Raw genomic sequence first — 16,003 nt, 5'->3', positions numbered from 1 at the left:
TTACGTGTGCGGGTGGGAGGTCGGGTGGGTCGGCGGTGCGCTGCCCGCCGCTCGAACCGGGCACTGCTCGGCGGTGCGCGGCTGGGCGGCTCCGCTACTGGGCGGCGCGCAGTTCGCGCGGCAGCCACCCGAAGCTGTCGGCGCTGACGCCGCCGGAGGGGCGGTACTCCAGACCGATGGAGCCCGCGTAGCCCGCGGCCGTGAGCCGGGCGAACAGGTCCTCGAAGTCCAGCTCGCCGGTGCCGGGCTCGTTGCGGCCCGGGGTGTCGGCGATCTGCACGTGGCCGATGCGGTCGGCGTGGGTGTCGATGACCGCCGCCAGGTCCTCGCCGTTCCTGGCCAGGTGGTACAGGTCGCAGAGGAACCTGGCGTTCCCCAGGCCGGTGGCGGCGTTGACCCGGTCGACCACCTCGACCGCGGCGGCGGCCGAGACCAGCGGGTAGTCCGGCGACTCGGCCCTGTTCAGGGCCTCGATCAGCAGGACGGCGCCGATCCCGTGCGCGGCCCGGGCGGCGAGCACCAGGTTCTCCAGCGCGAGCGCGTCCTGCTCGGCCGGGTCGACGCCCTCGACCCGGTTGCCGTACAGCGCGTTGAGCGCGGTGGCGCCGAGCGAGGCGGCGAGTTCGGCGGCGACCGGGAGGTTGGCGCGGAAGCGGTCCCGCTCGGCGGGCACCGAGACGGTTCCGCGGGCGCCCTTGCCCAGGTCGTCCAGGAGGTTGAGGCCGGTGAGCCGCACGCCGGCGTCGGTGAACGCCTTGCGCAGCGCGTCCAGTTCGGCCTGCGAGGGGTCGTGCTCCGCGCCGAAGGGCCACCACAGTTCGGCGGCGGTGAAGCCGGCCGCGGCGGCCGCGGCGGGGCGCTCCAGGAGCGGCAGTTCGCCGAACAGGATCGACAGGTTGACCGTGAAGCCGTGCTTGGCAGCCGCCGTCACGTCGCTCACCTCTCATCTCTCTTCCTTCATCCACAACTTCCACGATCCGGAAGAGGGATTCTGTGTGGTGGAAGCATCTCCGGCCCGTCGAGCGGGTGTCAAGGGAGTCGCAACATTTTGTTGAAGTAGTCCCGAGGGGCCCTGCCGGATGCCCCGAGGGCACACCGGGGCAGCCCCGAGGGCACACCGAGGGCACACCGAGGCCACACCGGCGGCGCGCCGCCCGCGGGGGCCGGACCGTTCGATCCCCCGACCCCTGCCCGCCCGCACCCCCGCTCGCTACAGTGACCCCGTGCGATTGATGGTGGAGTTCACGACAGAACCGTTCGAACTGGACACGTTCCCGGAGCACGCCGCGGCGGCTCGCCGGGTGGTCGACGACGCCGGCCTGGACGTCTCGGTCGGCCCCTTCGGCACCGGTGCCGAGGGCGGGGCCGAGCAGGTCCTCGCCGCGGTGACCAAGCTGCTCAAGGAGACCCTGGACGCCGGGGCGACCCGGATCTCGGTCCAGGTCAGCGTGCTGGGCGAGGAGGACGGTACGCCGTGACCGAGAACGTGGAACACCCGCTCGCCGCGGCGGTGAAGCCGCTGCTGGCCGCGGTCGGCGCGACGCACGTCCCGCTGGACGAGGCGAAGCCCGACGACGTGGTCCTGGAGTGGGAGGGCACCCCGGCCCTGGCCGTCCGACTGCCGCACCTGAGCAGCGCGTTGGACCGGCTGCTCGCCGAGATGACCCGGCAGTTCGACGGCCGCCCGCTGGCCGAGCTCGACCGCCTGGAGAAGCAGCGGGTCGTCGCCCTGCTGGAGGAGCGCGGCGCCTTCACCGTCCGCCACGGCGTGGAGACCGTCGCCTCCGCCCTGGGCGTCAGCCGCTTCACCGTGTACAACTACCTGAACCGCCAGGACGGCGCGAAGTCGTCCTGACACTCCGGCTCGACGCCCTCCGGGGCGTGTGCGCGCCCCCACCCAGGGGGCCTCCGAACGGGTGACCCCGCCGACACGACAGGACCGGATCGGCCTGCGGCGGGGCACACTTGGCGAATCGCACACGAAAGGGCCCGACATCGGGGCCCGGTTCAAAACGTAACCACCAACCGTTCAACAAAGTGTTGACGGCCGGGTGGGGCCGATCTAGCTTTTCCGGGTGGCACCACTCTTCAGGAGGTCCACCCGTGACCAACCACCCCCACACCCTTGACGTCCTGGCCGCGACCGATGCCGCGGCACTGGAAGGGATCCTGCTGGAGGTCTGCTCCAGCCCCCGCTGGGCCACCGCGGTCGCCGCGGCCCGGCCCTGGTCCGACCGCGACACCCTGCTCGCCGCCAACGCGGCGGCCATGGCGTCACTGACGACCGAGGACCTGCGCGACGCGATGGCCGGCCACGCCCGGATCGGCAGGCCGACAGCCGGCGACGCCGTCTCCGAGCGCGAACAGGCCGGAATCCAGGGCGTGGACCAGGCGGTCCTCGACGCGCTGCACGAGGCCAACGCCGCCTACGAGGCCAAGTTCGGCCACGTGTTCCTGATCTGCGCGACCGGCCGCACCGCGGTCGGCATGCTCGCCGCCCTGCGCGAACGCCACCCCAACGACGCCGCCACCGAGGCGGAGATCGTCCGCGGGGAGCTGCGCAAGATCAACGACATCCGGCTCGACCGCCTGCTCGACGCTTCCTGACACTCCGTCATATCGCGCTCTCCCCCATTCTCCTTGCCAGAAACTTCCGGCATCCACTGATGCTGACGCACCATCACCTCTGCCATCAGTAAGGTCACTTCACCCATGACTGGCATCTCCACCCACGTGCTCGACACCAGCCTCGGCCGACCGGCCGAAGGCGTCCCGGTCGAGCTCGCACTGCACACCGAGGGTGGCTGGCAGGTGCTCGGCACCTCCGCCACGGACTCCGACGGCCGGGTCAAGGACCTGCCGGCCGTGGAGGCGGGCTCGGTCGTCCGGCTGCTCTTCGACACCGGCGCGTACTCCGCGTCCACGTCCGCCGAGCCGCCGTTCTTCCCCGAGGTCTCGATCGTCTTCACGGTCGCGCCCGAACAGCACCACTACCACGTGCCGTTGCTGCTCAACCCGTTCGGATACTCGGTCTACCGCGGAAGCTAGTGGACCGACCTGGAAAGCTTAGGAGCCACGTCATGGCCCACGTGCTCGGTCAGAACCAGTACGGCAAGGCGGAGAACCGCATCGTCCGGATCCACCGCGACTCCACCCGGCACGAGATCAAGGACCTGAACGTCTCGGTCTCGCTCCGCGGCGAGTTCGAGGACGTCCACCTCACCGGGTCCAACGCCAACTGCCTTCCCACCGACACCACCAAGAACACCGTCTACGCCTTCGCCAAGGAGCACGGCATCGAGTCGGCCGAGGCGTTCGGCATCCTCCTGGCCCGCCACTTCGTCGACGACACCGAACGCGGCGTCGTGCACAGCGCCCGGATCCGGATCGAGGAGTACTCCTGGGACCGGATCCGGACGCCGGACAGCTCGGCCCGCTTCATCGGCTCGGAGGAGGTCGGCCACTCCTTCGTCCGCAACGGCCAGGAGGTCCGCACCAGCGAGATCGTCTACGACGGGGAATCCGTCCAGGTCATATCCGGCCTGAAGGACCTGGTCGTCATGAACTCCACCAACTCGGAGTTCTGGGGCTACATCAAGGACGGCTACACCACCCTCCAGGAAGCGTACGACCGCATCCTCGCCACCCAGGTCACCGCCCGCTGGAAGTTCGGCTACAGCGGCCGGGACGGCGAGGCCCAGCCCAACTGGAACCGCTCCTACACCCACGTGAAGCGGCACCTGCTGGAGGCGTTCGCCGAGACCTACTCCTACTCGCTGCAGCAGACCCTGCACGCGATGGGCACCCGGGTCCTCAACAACCGCGCCGAGGTGGACGAGGTCCGCCTCGAACTGCCGAACAAGCACCACTTCCTGGTCGACCTGGAGCCGTTCGGCCTCAAGAACGAGAACGAGGTCTACTTCGCCGCGGACCGCATGTACGGCCTGATCGAGGGCACCGTGCACCGCGAGGGCGTCGTCCCGGTCATCCCGGTCGCCTGACCTCCCCCACCCTCACCACCCTCAGCACCCTCACCACCAGGTGGACGCCGCCCGGAATCGCCGCATCCCCCGGCCCCCACGGGCCGGACGGCCGGGCGGGCCGCCCCACCGGCCCCATCACCAGGCACCACCCGCACCAGTTAGTTCTTCTCCACCTCCACCCCCACCCACCGGAGTTCGTGTCTGCCTCGCGGCGGCCGGCCCGGGGCACTGGAGAGCCCGGCCGAGGGATCCTTGCACCGCCGTCCCGCCCCCGGTCGTACCAGCACCAGCACCAGCACCAGCCGCACTCCAGCGCCACGGGCGCGCCGGGAGCCACGGGCACAAGAGGGGCTCGACATGGCACCCAGCAACACCACCAGTACAGACGGCGGTTCCACCCCGGAGAGAACGCAGGACCCGGACGGCACGGACGGCACGCCGGCGCACCGCACCGGCAAACCGCCCCGGCCCGGAACCCATCCCGTGGACGAGTTGCTGCCCCCGGTGAAGCTGTTCTCCACCGGACTCCAGCACGTCGCCGCGATGTACGCGGGGGTCGTCGCACCCCCGCTCATCGTCGGCGCCGGCGTCGGGCTCTCCCCCGCCGAACTCGCCCTGCTCATCTCGGCCAGCCTGTTCACCGCCGGACTGGCCACCCTCCTCCAGACCCTCGGCATCTGGAAGATCGGCGCGCGGCTGCCGTTCGTGAACGGCGTCTCCTTCGCGGGGGTCGCGCCCATGATCGCCATCGCCAAGGGCTCCATCGAGAAGACGGGAGGACCGAAGGAGGCCCTCCCGGTGATCTTCGGAGCGGTGATCGTCGCGGGGCTCCTGTGCTTCCTCGCGGCACCGTACTTCTGCAAGCTCATCCGGTTCTTCCCCCCGGTCGTCCAGGGCACCGTGATCACCCTCATCGGGGTGTCCCTGCTCCCGGTGGCGGTCAACTGGGCGCGCGGCGGCTCGCCGGGCGCCCCCGGGTACGGCTCCATGCGGGCCGTCGGCCTCGCCGCGATCACCCTCGTCGCGGTGGTGCTCTGCAACCGGCTGCTGCGCGGGTTCTGGCAGCAGCTGTCCCTGCTCATCGGCCTGGCGTTCGGCACCCTGATCGCCTTCCCGCTGGGGCTCGCCGACTTCGGCGCGGTCAAGGACGCGAAGGTCTTCTCGCTCCCCTCCCCGTTCCACTTCGGCGCGCCCGTGTTCGACGCCGCCGCGATCGTCTCGATGTGCATCGTCATGGTGGTCGCGATGACCGAGTCCACCGCCGACATGCTCGCCCTCGGCAGGATCGTCGACCGCGAGGCGGACGAACCCACCCTCGCCGCCGGCCTGCGGGCCGACGGCCTGGCCACCGCGCTCAGCCCCGTCTTCAACGGCTTCGCCGCCAGCGCCTTCGCCCAGAACATCGGGCTGGTGGCGCTGACGAAGATCCGCAGCCGCTTCGTGGTCGCGGCCGGCGGAGGCATCCTGGTCCTGCTGGGGCTGTTCCCCGTGCTGGGCTCGGTCGTCTCCCTGGTGCCGCAGCCCGTCCTCGGCGGCGCCGGGATCGTGCTCTTCGGCACGGTCGCGGCCAGCGGCATCCGCACCCTCGCGGAGGCCGGCATGGAGTCCGGGTCGAACACCATCCTGGTGTCCGTCTCGCTCGGGGTCGGTATCGTCCCGATCGCCGCGCCGACGTTCTACGACTCCTTCCCGGAGGCCGCCCGGACCCTGCTGCACTCGGGGATATCGGCCGGCTGCGTGGTGGCCGTCCTGCTCAACCTGCTCTTCCACCACGTCGGGGCCGCCCGTCGCTCCAGGCCCGGCCAGGGCTCCGACGCGACGGTACCGGCGGCTCCCGCGGTGCCGTCGGTGCCGTCGATGCCGACAGGTCCCACGGTTCCGACGGCGACGCCGTCCTGACCGGCCCCGGGAGGGGCGCGCACCACGGTGCGCACCCCTCCCGGCCCTCCCCCCTAGGAGTCACACCATGGCAGTCCAGCCCCCGCCCACCGACCAGCGGACCGTGATCGAGAACGTCGCGATCGCCACCGTGGACGCGAACGACACCGAGTACGCCCGCGGCCACGTGGTCCTCCTCGGCAACACCATCGAGGCGGTGGGCGACGGCCCCGCCCCCGCGTGGCTGGACAACGTGGTGCGCCGGATCAACGGCGAGGGCCACCTGGCCACCCCCGGCCTGGTCAACACCCACCACCACTTCTACCAGTGGATCACCCGCGGCCTGGCCCAGGACGACATCCTGTTCGACTGGCTGGTCGCCCTCTACCCGACCTGGGCGCGGATCGACGAGCGGCTCGTGCACGCCGCGAGCCAGGGCTCCGCCGCCGCGCTGCTCAAGTCCGGCTGCACCACCGCCTCGGACCACCACTACGTCTTCCCGAAGGACGGCGGCGACATCCTCGGCGCCTCCATCGAGGCCGTCCAGGAGCTCGGCCTGCGCTTCACCGCGCTGCGCGGCTCGATGGACCGCTCGAAGAAGGACGGCGGGCTGCCGCCGGACCACGCGGTCGAGGAGCTGGACGACATCCTGGCCGCCTCCGAGACCGCCGTGGACCGCTACCACGACTCCTCCTTCGGCTCGATGCTGCACATCGCCCTCGCGCCCTGCTCCCCCTTCTCCGTCTCCACCGACCTGCTCCGGCAGTCCGCCGAACTCGCCCGCCGCAAGGGCGTCCGGCTGCACACCCACGGCTCGGAGACGGCCGAGGAGGAGGCGTTCTGCAAGGAGCTGTTCGGCATGGGGCCGACCGACTACTTCGAGTCGGTGGGCTGGCTCGGCGAGGACGTCTGGATGGCGCACTGCGTGCACATGAACGACTCCGACATCGCCAAGTTCGCCGAGACCGGCACCGGCGTCGCCCACTGTCCGTCCTCCAACGCCCGCCTGGCGGCCGGGATCGCGCGGGTGCCCGACATGCTCCGGGCCGGCGTCCCGGTCGGGCTCGGGGTGGACGGCACCGCCTCCAACGAGTCCGGCGAGCTCGGTACGGAGCTGCGCAACGCCCTGCTGATCAACCGGCTGCACGGCTCCCCCGCCGCGCTGACCGGGCGGCAGGCGCTGCGCCTGGGCACCATGGGCGGCGCCCGGGTGCTCGGCCGGCAGGACGAGATCGGCTCGATCGAGGTCGGCAAGCTCGCCGACCTGGCGCTGTGGAAGATCGACGGGGTCATGCACTCGTCCATCGCCGACCCGGTCGCCGCGCTCACCTTCGGCGCGCTGCCGCCGCTGTCGGTGCTGTTCGTCAACGGCAACGCGGTGGTCGAGAAGGGGCAGCTGACCACCGTCAACGAGGACCGGATCGCACGCGACTGCGCCCGCGCCGCCCGCGAGCTGGCGGCGCGTCCGGTCTAGGGCCGGTCCGGTCTGGGTCGGTCCGGTCTAGCGCCGGTTCGGTCCGCTCCGGGGCCGGTCCGACGCCCACCCCGTACTCCGGGGGCGCCCAGGGACGGTGCGCCCCCGGGCTCCGCGCACCTCGGGGCGACGGACGGACGACAGTGGCGGACAGATGACAGCTGACAACTTTCGTCATCTGTTATCTGTTATCTGTCGCCTGTTATCTGTCGTCTGTTCGCCGTCACCGGTGCGCGGACCGCAGCCCCGGACCCACGGCGAGGGTCCGGGGCTGCCGGCGCACCCGGCGGCAGCCGTCAGGCCGTGCGCCCGATCGACGCCAGGTAGGCGCGCCAGCCGCCGTGGTGGGTGATCTCCCGGTGGACGCCGCGCTCCAGCTCGCCCCGGGAGAGCAGCATGGACAGGCACGCGGAGCCGTCCTCCAGCTCGATGACGCCCAGTTCCAGCTCCCGCGGCTCCCCCGGCAGGATGACGTCCCGCAACCGCTCCAGGGGGATGTCGTACAGCTCGCCCTCGATGGCGGTGTCCGCCTCCGGGTCGGCCAGCAGTCCCGGGCAGACGTCCGTGCCGCCGCTGTGGTCGATGGAGAAGAAGCGGTAGCCGGGGGCGGTCCTGGCCGGCCCGATCAGCGAGTCGGCGACCTTCGCGTGGAAGGGACCGCCGACCATTGCCTGGCCGTTGAAGAACATGCGCGCCATGGGTGAACTCCTTACGTGGACAAGACCGTTCCGTACGGCGACGAGAGGACAGGTGGGATTCGTCGCCGTACGGAACGGAGTGGTGGACCGCCGGCGCACTACAGCCGGGCAGGCTCCGGCGGGCAGGTCGGGATCAGCCCAGCAGCGGGAGCGCGGGGAGGGTCAGGAAGTCCACGAACTCCTCGGCCAGGGCGACCTGTTCGAAGAGCCGGGCGGCCTCCGGCCAGCGGCCGGCGCCGTAGGCCTCCTCGCCCAGCTCGGCGAGGAGTTCGGCCAGCTCCGCGGCGACCAGGGAGCGGACCAGGTCGGCGGTGGCCTTCTCGCCGGTGTCGGAGAGCACGACCCCGTTGTGGATCCACTGCCAGATCTGCGAGCGGGAGATCTCGGCGGTGGCGGCGTCCTCCATCATGTTGAAGATGCCGACGGCCCCGAGCCCGCGCAGCCAGGCCTCGATGTAGCGGATGCCGACCTGGACGGCGTTGTGCAGCCCCGCGCGGGTGCAGGTGCCGCCGGCTCCGGCGATGTCGAGGAGCTGGGCGGCGGTCACCGGCTCGGCCGGGCCGGGGTTGTCCTTCTGGTGGGGCCGCTCGCCGAGCACCGCGTCGAAGGAGGCCCGGGCGACCGGCACCAGGTCGGGGTGGGCGACCCAGGAGCCGTCGAAGCCGTTCCCTGCCTCGCGGTCCTTGTCCGCCTTGACCTTCTCCAGCGCGGCCGCGTTGACCTCCGGGTCGCGGCGGCTCGGGATGAACGCGGCCATGCCGCCGATCGCGTGGGCGCCGCGCCGGTGGCAGGTCCGCACCAGCAGCCGGGTGTAGGCGGCCATGAACGGCGAGGCCATGGTGACGGTGTTGCGGTCCGGCAGGATGTAGTGCTCGCCGGCGTCGCGGAAGTTCTTGACGATCGAGAACAGGTAGTCCCAGCGCCCGGCGTTGAGGCCGGCCGCGTGGTCGCGCAGCTCGTAGAGGATCTCGTCCATCTCGAACGCGGCGGTGATGGTCTCGATCAGCACGGTCGCCCGGATCGTGCCGTGCGGGATGCCGAGTTCGGCCTGGGCGTGGGTGAACACGTCGTTCCACAGCCGGGCCTCGAGGTGGCTCTCGGTCTTCGGCAGGTAGAAGTACGGGCCGGAGTTGGGGTCCTCGGCGCCCTTGGCCAGCAGCCGGGCGGCGTTGTGGAAGAAGTAGAGGCCGAAGTCGACGAACGCGCCGGCCACCGGGGTGCCGTCGACCAGCAGGTGGTTCTCGTCCAGGTGCCAGCCGCGGGGGCGGACCACGACGGTGGCGAGCTCGGCGGCGGGCTTGAGGGTGTACGCCTTGCCGGCCGCGCCGGTGAAGTCGATCCGGCCTTCGAAGGCGTCGGTCAGGTTGGCCTGGCCGCCGACCACGTTCTCCCAGGTCGGGGAGGTGGCGTCCTCGAAGTCCGCGAGCCAGATCCGCGCCCCGGAGTTGAGCGCGTTGACGACCATCTTGCGGTCGGTCGGCCCGGTGATCTCGACCCGGCGGTCCTGAAGGGCGCGGGGCGCCTCGGCGACCTTCCAGTCCCCGGCCCGGATGTCGGCGGTGTCGGGGCGGAAGTCCAGCGTGCCGGTGGCGGCGATCTCGGCGCGGCGGGCCTTCCGCCCGGCCAGCAGCTCCTGTCGGCGCCCCTCGAAGGCCTGATGGAGCCCGGCGACGAAGGCGAGCGCCTCCGGAGTGAGCACCTCCTCCGCCCGGGGGACGCGAGGACCGGCGACAGTGACGACCGGAGCGGCGGGCGAGGCGCCGACGGGCCCCTGATCTGCAGCCATGAGCAGGACACTCCTAAGACGGTTGAGCCTGGCGGAGGGAGCTCCGGTGGGAACTTCCTCAGGGAACTTCCTCGATCGGTACCCGCCTGTCGGCGAGTTCGATTCTGTAAGGTGGAGACTAGTTTCCGCGATACAGAATTTCAACGGTTTGTTGAAGAGATCGCCGGGACTCTACTCCTCCCCGACAGTGAAGGAAACGCCGGTGGTTGCGACCCCCGACCCAGCATCGACGACAGGCGCCGACCGCGCGGGCGGCGGCGTGCAGTCCGTCGAACGCGCCTTCCAACTCCTGGAGGCGCTGGCCGACTCCGGCGGCGTGGCCACCCTCAGCGAGCTCTCCACCACGTCCGGCCTCCCGATGCCGACCATCCACCGGTTGGTTCGTACCCTCGTGCAGCAGGGCTATGTCCGCCAGGACACCGCGCGCCGCTACACCCTCGGCCCCCGGCTGATCCGACTCGGCGAGACGGCCGGCCGGCTGCTCGGCAGCTGGGCCCGCCCGTACCTGGCCGAGCTCATGGAGGCCACCGGCGAGACCGCCAACCTGGCGGTGCTGGAGGGCGGCGAGGTGGTGTACGTCGGCCAGGTGCAGTCGCGCCGCTCGATGCGGATGTTCACCGAGGTCGGCCGACGGGTGCAGCCGCACTGCACCGGCGTCGGCAAGGCGCTGCTCGCCCAGCTTCCCGAGGACGAGGCCCGCGCCGTGCTCGGCCCCAACCCGCTGCCCGCGCACACCGAGTACACGGTCACCGACCCGCAGGAGCTGATGCGCCAGCTCGCCGAGGCGCGCGAGCGCGGCTACGTGGTCGACGACCAGGAGCAGGAGATCGGCGTCCGCTGCATCGCGCTCGCCGTCCCGGGCGCGCCGACGCCCACCGCGCTCTCGGTCTCCGGCCCGGAGGCCCGCATCCGGGCCCTGGAGGAGCAGGCCGGAGCCGCCTCGCTGGTACCGGTGATGCACCAGATCGCGACCCGGCTGGGCCAGGTCCTCGCTCCCTGACGGAACGTCAACCACCCTTGCCGGCCGACCCGGTTGGCACGGCGTGCCGCGTCATCCGTTCGGGCGGACGACGGGCGGGTTGCCGCCCGGCTCCGGCGGTGGCTCCGCCACCCTGGTGCCGACGCGGCCCGCAACGGCGCGGGCGGCCGGGACGCGAGGGCAGGGTGAGCGGGGATGGAGCAGCAGTACCGGGACGCATGGGAGGGCGCGCGGGGCGGTGGGGTCCGGGGAGGTGAGGTCCGGACCGATGGCGTACGGGCCGGTGGCGTACGGCGCGCCGCGAGGGGCCGGGGGTTCGGCGGGGCCGGGCTGGTCGCGGCCGTGGCGGCGGGGTGCGCGGTGACGGTACTGGCCACCGACCCGGTCTGGGCGCTGCGGCGGCCCGAGCCCCGGCCCGCCGTGGAGGTCGTCGCGGCCGGTGCGCCCTCGCCGTCCACCCTGCCCGCACCGGCGACGCCCACCGCCTCGACCCTGCCGGCCCCGGCCAAGCCCGGAGCCGGGTCCGGGGCCGGGTCCACCGCCGGGTCCGGGACGGCCGAGGCCGCCGCGCGACCGTCCGACTCCGACCTGGAGGTGGTCCGGATCGACCCGGACGCGGCCGCGCCCGGCGGCACCACCACCATCCACGCCTTCGTCGGCAACGGCGGCCCGGAGACCACCGCCTCCCCGTTCACGGTCGCGATCACCCTGCCGGAGGGCGTCAGCCCGGAGGGCCCGTTCTTCCCGTCCACCTGCCAGGTGGTGAGCCGAGGCCGCGTCGTGCGGTGCGTGTTCGCGCCCGGGCTGCGGGAGGGGCGCAGCGCGACCGCCCTCATCCCGGTCCGGCTCGCCCCGGACCTGCCGGAGGGCAGGCTGAGCGGCGGCTCGGTCGCGGTGCGCAGCGCGGACGACCGGTACGAGGGCAACAACCGGCAGCCGTTCGACATCACGGTGGCCGGGACGGCCGCCGGTTCCTGAGCCGTGTGGGCCGCGCGGTCCCGTCGGCGGGGTCGGCCCTGCCGACGGGACCGTCCTGCCGGTGGCGGGCGGGGCGCCGCACCCGCCGTGGTGCCGACCAACGGCCCCGTACGGCAGCCGAGTTGACCGGCTTGAGGCTCAGCCCAGCCAGGCGTTGACCTGGCTCGCCGCGTCCGGCGCCCAGGCGAGCTCCAGGTGGTTCAGGCCGCCGAGCAGCCGGGTGCCGCCGACCGTCGCGATGCCGGTGGTGTCCAGCGCGCTCGCGGTGAAGACCAGCCCGTCGCTCGGCCCGCGGCCCTCGTTGAGCACGCCCGGGATGTCGGCGGACCCGCCCGCCAGCAGGTAGGTGCGCACCGCGGCCGGGATGCCGGCCTGCCGGAGCGGGGCGATCAGCGAGCCCGCGTCGATCGCCGCCTGGATGCCCTGGCCGGAGGTGTAGAAGCCCTGGCCGCCGTAGTAGGTGGTCCACCAGTCCTGCGCACTGCCGTCCACCCCGTAGGTGCCGTCCCAGCGGGCGAGCAGCTGGCGCTGGCCCGGGTAGCAGTCGTAGCCGCCGCTCGGCAGCACCCCGAGGCAGGGCTGCGCGGTGTACGTGCCGTAGCAGGTCATGGAGAGGTGCGGGGACGGCGCGTTGGCGGTGCCGCCGCAGGCGGGCCAGGTCACCAGGTCGAAGTCCCAGCCGTGCGCGTACACGTAGTCGAGCCCGCCGTGCGGCCCGCCCAGCGTGACCAGCCGGCGCACGTCGCCCGCGTACGCCCTCCCCCAGGAGGGCTTCACCGAGGACACGTACGCCCGGGCGGCGACCTCGCCCTTGCTCCAGGCCACCACGTCGACCTGGGGGACCCCGAGCCGGGCCCGGATCAGCGCGACTGCGTCGCCGACCGCCTGGGCCTGGAGCAGGTTGTCGCCGTGCTTGTGGGCGAAGCCGATCGCGAAGACCCGGTGGCCGGTGCCGGCCAGGTACTGGGCGAGCCCGGTGGACGGGCAGTTCGCGGCACCGCAGGCGCCGCTCTCCCCCGGGTTCGCCCAGGCCCGGTCGGCGTTGTCGTTGGCGCCGTGGACCAGCAGGACGGGGGTGGCCTGGGCGCCGGTGTCCCAGCCCCCGGCGGAGTAGAGCAGGAACCGGGCGGAGGAGGGCCGACCGGTGCCGAAGTACGTCCGGCGGGCGCCGTCCTGGTCGCCGCGCCCGTCGGCGGGGAACTGCTCGGCGCCGAAGCCGGGGGTGGTGTCGAGGTAGCGCTCGACCTTGGCCCAGCCGTTGCCGGGGGCGGGGAAGGTCGCTTCCAGGGTGAGGGGGACGGCGGCCGCGGCCCGGGCCGTACCCGCCTGCGCGGCGGTGGGGGTGCCGAGCAGGGCGGCGGCGAGGGTCAGGAGCACGGCGGCGAGGGCGATGGGGACGCGTCTCGCGGGGCCGGGGCGTGTGGGGGTACGTCTCATGGCCGGACGCTAGGGCCGGCGCGCGGCCCTGCCCATGTGCCGGTCGCACACCCGGGCCGCCGCGTGGTGGCGGACCGTACCGTGGCCTTTGCCTGACCGAGTGCGCCCGGTCGGATAAATTGGAAGCCTGACATCATCCGCCGTGCACAAGAGCGGCGAGCCCGACCGGGTGCTCGCCACGACCTGACAGAGACGAGGACCCGCCCCACCATGACCGCGCCCCTGCCCGCCTTCGCCGGCCGCACCTACCTCTTCCGGGTCGACAACGGCGCGGCCTTCCGCAACACCTACTCGGCCGACGGCACGCGGCTGCGCTGGGAGGGCCTCGGCGAGTCGGCGGGCCAGTGGGAGGACGTGCGCCTGCACGTCGCCGAGGTCGCGCCCTCGATCTACTTCGTCAGCTGGACCGAGCAGAGCGGGATCACCGTCAGCCACGTGATGGACCTCGGCAGGCTGACCGTGCGGGCCTTCTGGACCTTCGAGGGCGAGGGCGGCCGGGTCGGCCAGCTGCACACCGGGACGCTGGAGCGGGTGGCCTGAGCGGCGGGACCGCCGCGCGGGGGCCGTACGGCTCCTGAACGACCGGACCGACCGCATGACCGAATGACCGAACCCCCGGTGCCATGGCTCCGGGGGTTCGGTCGTTCGGTCGTTCAGGCCCGTTCGGTCAGGCCCGGCCGGTCAGGCTCATGCGGACTGGTTCGGCACCTTGAGGTGCTGGGACAGCCACTCCAGCGAGGAGGGCAGCAGGGCGCTCCAGGTCTCGAAGTTGTGGCCGCCGTTCTCCAGCATGCTGTACGAGACCTTCATCGGGCTCTGCACCCCGTCGACGAAGGCCTCGGTCTGCTGCCGGTAGTCGCCGTCGCCCTTCTTGGTGCCGGCCAGCAGCACGGACACCTTCGGCTGCGGCAGGTTCTTCAGCCGCCACAGCAGGTTGGCCTCGTCGCGGCGCTGCTTGCTGCCCCCGAAGAGGTCGCCCGTGGTCGGGTCGTCGGCGGCGTCGTAGTAGGCGGAGAGGGCGACGGCGGTCGGGAAGACGTCCGGGTGGCGCATGGCCAGCTTGAGCGCGCAGTAGCCGCCGGTCGAGTTGCCCATGAAGGCCCAGGCCTGCGGGTCGGTGGAGACCCGGTAGCTGGCCTGGATCGCCGAGGGCACGTCCTTGGTGAAGTAGGTGTCGGACTGCGGGCCGTTCGGGACGTCCTCGCACTCGGTGTCCTGGGGCAGCGCGGGCGAGGGGCGCACCAGGACCATGACGGTCGGCTGCATCCGCCCCTCCTGCAGCAGCTTGAGCGCGGCGCCCGGGTAGTTGAAGCGGGTGATCAGGTTCTCGGCGATTCCTGGGAATCCGGTGCTGACGATCACGGCCGGGAACTGCTTCTGGGCGTACTCCGGCTGGAAGTACTGCGGGGGCAGGTAGACGTAGCCCTCGGTGGACAGCCGGCTGGCCGCGCCGTCTATCCGGACCTTGCGGATCTCGCCGGACTGGGCGGGCTCGCGGCCCATCGCGCCACCGCCCTTGACCGCGGCCTGGCCCATCGTCTCCACCATCAGCCGACCGGAGGCGTCCGCCTTGTTATGGATGACCACCGGGCCGGTGTCGCCGGTGCCCAGCAGGTCGTCCCAACTGCTGTAGAAGGCGAAGTAGTTGTTCGCGACCAGGCCGAGCGCGGCGAGCACCGCGAGCTGGGTGGCGAGCAGCGCGCCGATCCGGCCGAGCACCGACTGCCAGGTCTTCTTCGCGAGTCTGGGCCACAGCCAGACCGTGCCGACCATCATCACGACCGCGATCAGTGCGGTCAGCGCCAGCACCTTGTGGCTCGTCAGACCCATGTCCCGCTTGCTCCCACGCCTCGAACTCCAGTCCCCTCCGCTGGGGACATCCGAGGAGGTCACCCCGGTTCCCCGGCCGGGGCGCGAGGACCAACCCTAACGCCAGCTGGGAGGAAGCTGACCGCGGCTGGGAGGTGACGGGGAGCCGGGCTGACAGATGACAACGTTCAGATAACAGATTTCGAAAGTTGTCATCTGACATCTGTCAGCGGTCGGCCGTCCTCCGTCAGCCGGAGCGGGCGGGGTGGGCTGCGCCCGGGCTCAGCCCACCCGCTCCCAGAGCCGCAGCCCCGCCGTGAGCTCGCGCATGCAGCGCGCGCCGAGGTCCTGCGGGGACCCCGGACCGGCGAGGGGCGCCTCGGAGGACGCCCACTGCTCCAGGGCCACCCGGATCGCCGCGGTCGCGGCGGCGGCGGCCAGCCGGATCTCCAGCGGGTCGGTGCCGTCCGGGCAGCGCTCGGTGAGGGCGACCCGCAGCCGCGCCTCCGAGTCGGCGTGGACCCGCTGCCAGGTGGCGCTCAGCTTCGGGTCGCGCAGCAGGCAGCGGGCCCACCGCATCATCTCCGCCCGCGCCTCGTCGGCCGGGGTCAGCGACGCGACCGCCGCACGCTCCAGCGCCTCGCGCAGCGGCAGGTCGGCCGGGCTCGCCGCAAACAGCTCCACCCACTCCTGCCCGCCCGACGCGAGCAGCGGGGCGACGGCGTCCTCCTTGACGGAGAAGTACCGGTAGAAGGTGCGCAGCGAGATGCCCGCGGCGAGGGCGATCTCCTCGGCGGTGGTCGCCTCGGCCCCCCGCTCGGCGAAGAGCGCGGCGGCGGTACGGGCGATCTCCAGTCGGGTGGCCTCACGGCGGCGCTGGGTCAGGGTCGGGCGTCCGGTCACAGGGCCAGCCTACGCGGACGCATGCCAAGGTGGCACGTCACGACGATCTGGCACGTCCAGCCCTTTTGGCACAATGTG

The 16,003-nt window shown here is 72.4% G+C and carries 16 protein-coding genes; 10 read left to right on the top strand and 6 right to left on the bottom strand.

Annotated elements, in window-relative coordinates:
* Positions 1-94: 94 nt before the first annotated feature.
* Positions 95-940 carry a TIM barrel protein gene (locus tag AMK13_RS26095; protein WP_074004304.1) on the bottom strand — a complete coding sequence of 282 codons (846 nt, stop codon included), beginning with the start codon at positions 938-940 and terminating at the stop codon, positions 95-97.
* 283 nt (positions 941-1,223) lie between these two features.
* Between AMK13_RS26095 and AMK13_RS26090 the strand changes: the two genes are divergently transcribed.
* The 7 genes from AMK13_RS26090 to AMK13_RS26060 all read left to right on the top strand — a co-directional run bounded on the left by AMK13_RS26090 (position 1,224) and on the right by AMK13_RS26060 (position 7,335).
* Entirely contained in the window at positions 1,224-1,478 is a 255-nt protein-coding gene (locus tag AMK13_RS26090; RefSeq protein WP_063780213.1) for a thiamine-binding protein, read from the top strand.
* Positions 1,475-1,855 carry a helix-turn-helix domain-containing protein gene (locus AMK13_RS26085; protein ID WP_049653753.1) on the top strand — a complete coding sequence of 127 codons (381 nt, stop codon included), beginning with the start codon at positions 1,475-1,477 and terminating at the stop codon, positions 1,853-1,855. Before AMK13_RS26090 ends, AMK13_RS26085 begins: the two co-directional genes overlap by 4 nt.
* Positions 1,856-2,103: 248 nt before the next feature.
* On the top strand, positions 2,104-2,607 hold the full coding sequence (gene uraD / locus AMK13_RS26080; RefSeq protein ID WP_074004303.1) for a 2-oxo-4-hydroxy-4-carboxy-5-ureidoimidazoline decarboxylase: 504 nt from the start codon (positions 2,104-2,106) through the stop codon (positions 2,605-2,607).
* Positions 2,608-2,712: 105 nt separating this feature from the next.
* Positions 2,713-3,048, top strand: a complete 336-nt coding sequence (gene uraH, locus AMK13_RS26075) for a hydroxyisourate hydrolase (protein ID WP_049653752.1) — start codon at positions 2,713-2,715, stop codon at positions 3,046-3,048.
* Between the two features lie 32 nt (positions 3,049-3,080).
* Positions 3,081-4,001: a factor-independent urate hydroxylase gene (gene pucL / locus AMK13_RS26070; protein ID WP_074004302.1), complete on the top strand. Its 921-nt coding sequence runs from the start codon at positions 3,081-3,083 to the stop codon at positions 3,999-4,001.
* 339 nt (positions 4,002-4,340) lie between these two features.
* Complete coding sequence (locus AMK13_RS26065; RefSeq protein ID WP_079272457.1) at positions 4,341-5,882, top strand: nucleobase:cation symporter-2 family protein; 1,542 nt, start codon at positions 4,341-4,343, stop codon at positions 5,880-5,882.
* Positions 5,883-5,949: 67 nt separating this feature from the next.
* Complete coding sequence (locus tag AMK13_RS26060) at positions 5,950-7,335, top strand: 8-oxoguanine deaminase (RefSeq protein WP_074004301.1); 1,386 nt, start codon at positions 5,950-5,952, stop codon at positions 7,333-7,335.
* 296 nt (positions 7,336-7,631) lie between these two features.
* Here AMK13_RS26060 and AMK13_RS26055 read toward each other — a convergent pair whose 3' ends face one another.
* Together AMK13_RS26055 and aceB are read right to left on the bottom strand one after the other, a co-directional pair.
* Complete coding sequence (locus AMK13_RS26055) at positions 7,632-8,033, bottom strand: allophanate hydrolase-related protein (RefSeq protein WP_074004300.1); 402 nt, start codon at positions 8,031-8,033, stop codon at positions 7,632-7,634.
* Between the two features lie 133 nt (positions 8,034-8,166).
* Complete coding sequence (aceB, locus tag AMK13_RS26050) at positions 8,167-9,819, bottom strand: malate synthase A (protein WP_074004299.1); 1,653 nt, start codon at positions 9,817-9,819, stop codon at positions 8,167-8,169.
* Positions 9,820-10,021: 202 nt separating this feature from the next.
* Here aceB and AMK13_RS26045 point away from each other — a divergent pair, with 202 nt between their 5' ends.
* On the top strand, positions 10,022-10,819 hold the full coding sequence (locus tag AMK13_RS26045; protein WP_049653741.1) for an IclR family transcriptional regulator: 798 nt from the start codon (positions 10,022-10,024) through the stop codon (positions 10,817-10,819).
* Between the two features lie 174 nt (positions 10,820-10,993).
* Complete coding sequence (locus tag AMK13_RS26040; protein ID WP_143204634.1) at positions 10,994-11,776, top strand: hypothetical protein; 783 nt, start codon at positions 10,994-10,996, stop codon at positions 11,774-11,776.
* Between the two features lie 138 nt (positions 11,777-11,914).
* Here the strand turns inward: AMK13_RS26040 and AMK13_RS26035 are convergent, their stop codons facing one another.
* Positions 11,915-13,213: an esterase/lipase family protein gene (locus AMK13_RS26035; RefSeq protein WP_079272456.1), complete on the bottom strand. Its 1,299-nt coding sequence runs from the start codon at positions 13,211-13,213 to the stop codon at positions 11,915-11,917.
* 210 nt (positions 13,214-13,423) lie between these two features.
* On the opposite strand from AMK13_RS26035, the gene AMK13_RS26030 reads away from it, so the two are divergent.
* The gene (locus AMK13_RS26030) at positions 13,424-13,753 is read left to right on the top strand and encodes a MoaF-related domain-containing protein (RefSeq protein WP_049658181.1); all 330 of its coding nucleotides are present in this window, start codon (positions 13,424-13,426) and stop codon (positions 13,751-13,753) included.
* A gap of 147 nt (positions 13,754-13,900) precedes the next feature.
* On the opposite strand, the gene AMK13_RS26025 is transcribed toward AMK13_RS26030, so the two are convergent.
* Both AMK13_RS26025 and AMK13_RS26020 read right to left on the bottom strand, forming a co-directional pair.
* Positions 13,901-15,043 carry an alpha/beta hydrolase gene (locus tag AMK13_RS26025; protein ID WP_049658183.1) on the bottom strand — a complete coding sequence of 381 codons (1,143 nt, stop codon included), beginning with the start codon at positions 15,041-15,043 and terminating at the stop codon, positions 13,901-13,903.
* 261 nt (positions 15,044-15,304) lie between these two features.
* A complete protein-coding gene (locus AMK13_RS26020) occupies positions 15,305-15,925 on the bottom strand; it encodes a TetR family transcriptional regulator (RefSeq protein ID WP_074004297.1) in 621 nt (206 codons plus the stop codon).
* Positions 15,926-16,003 lie beyond the last annotated feature (78 nt).

This window comes from Streptomyces sp. CB02056, assembly GCF_001905545.1.
In the GTDB taxonomy this organism is placed as follows: Bacteria; Actinomycetota; Actinomycetes; order Streptomycetales; family Streptomycetaceae; genus Kitasatospora.
This window is presented reverse-complemented; position numbering and strand designations above follow the sequence as displayed.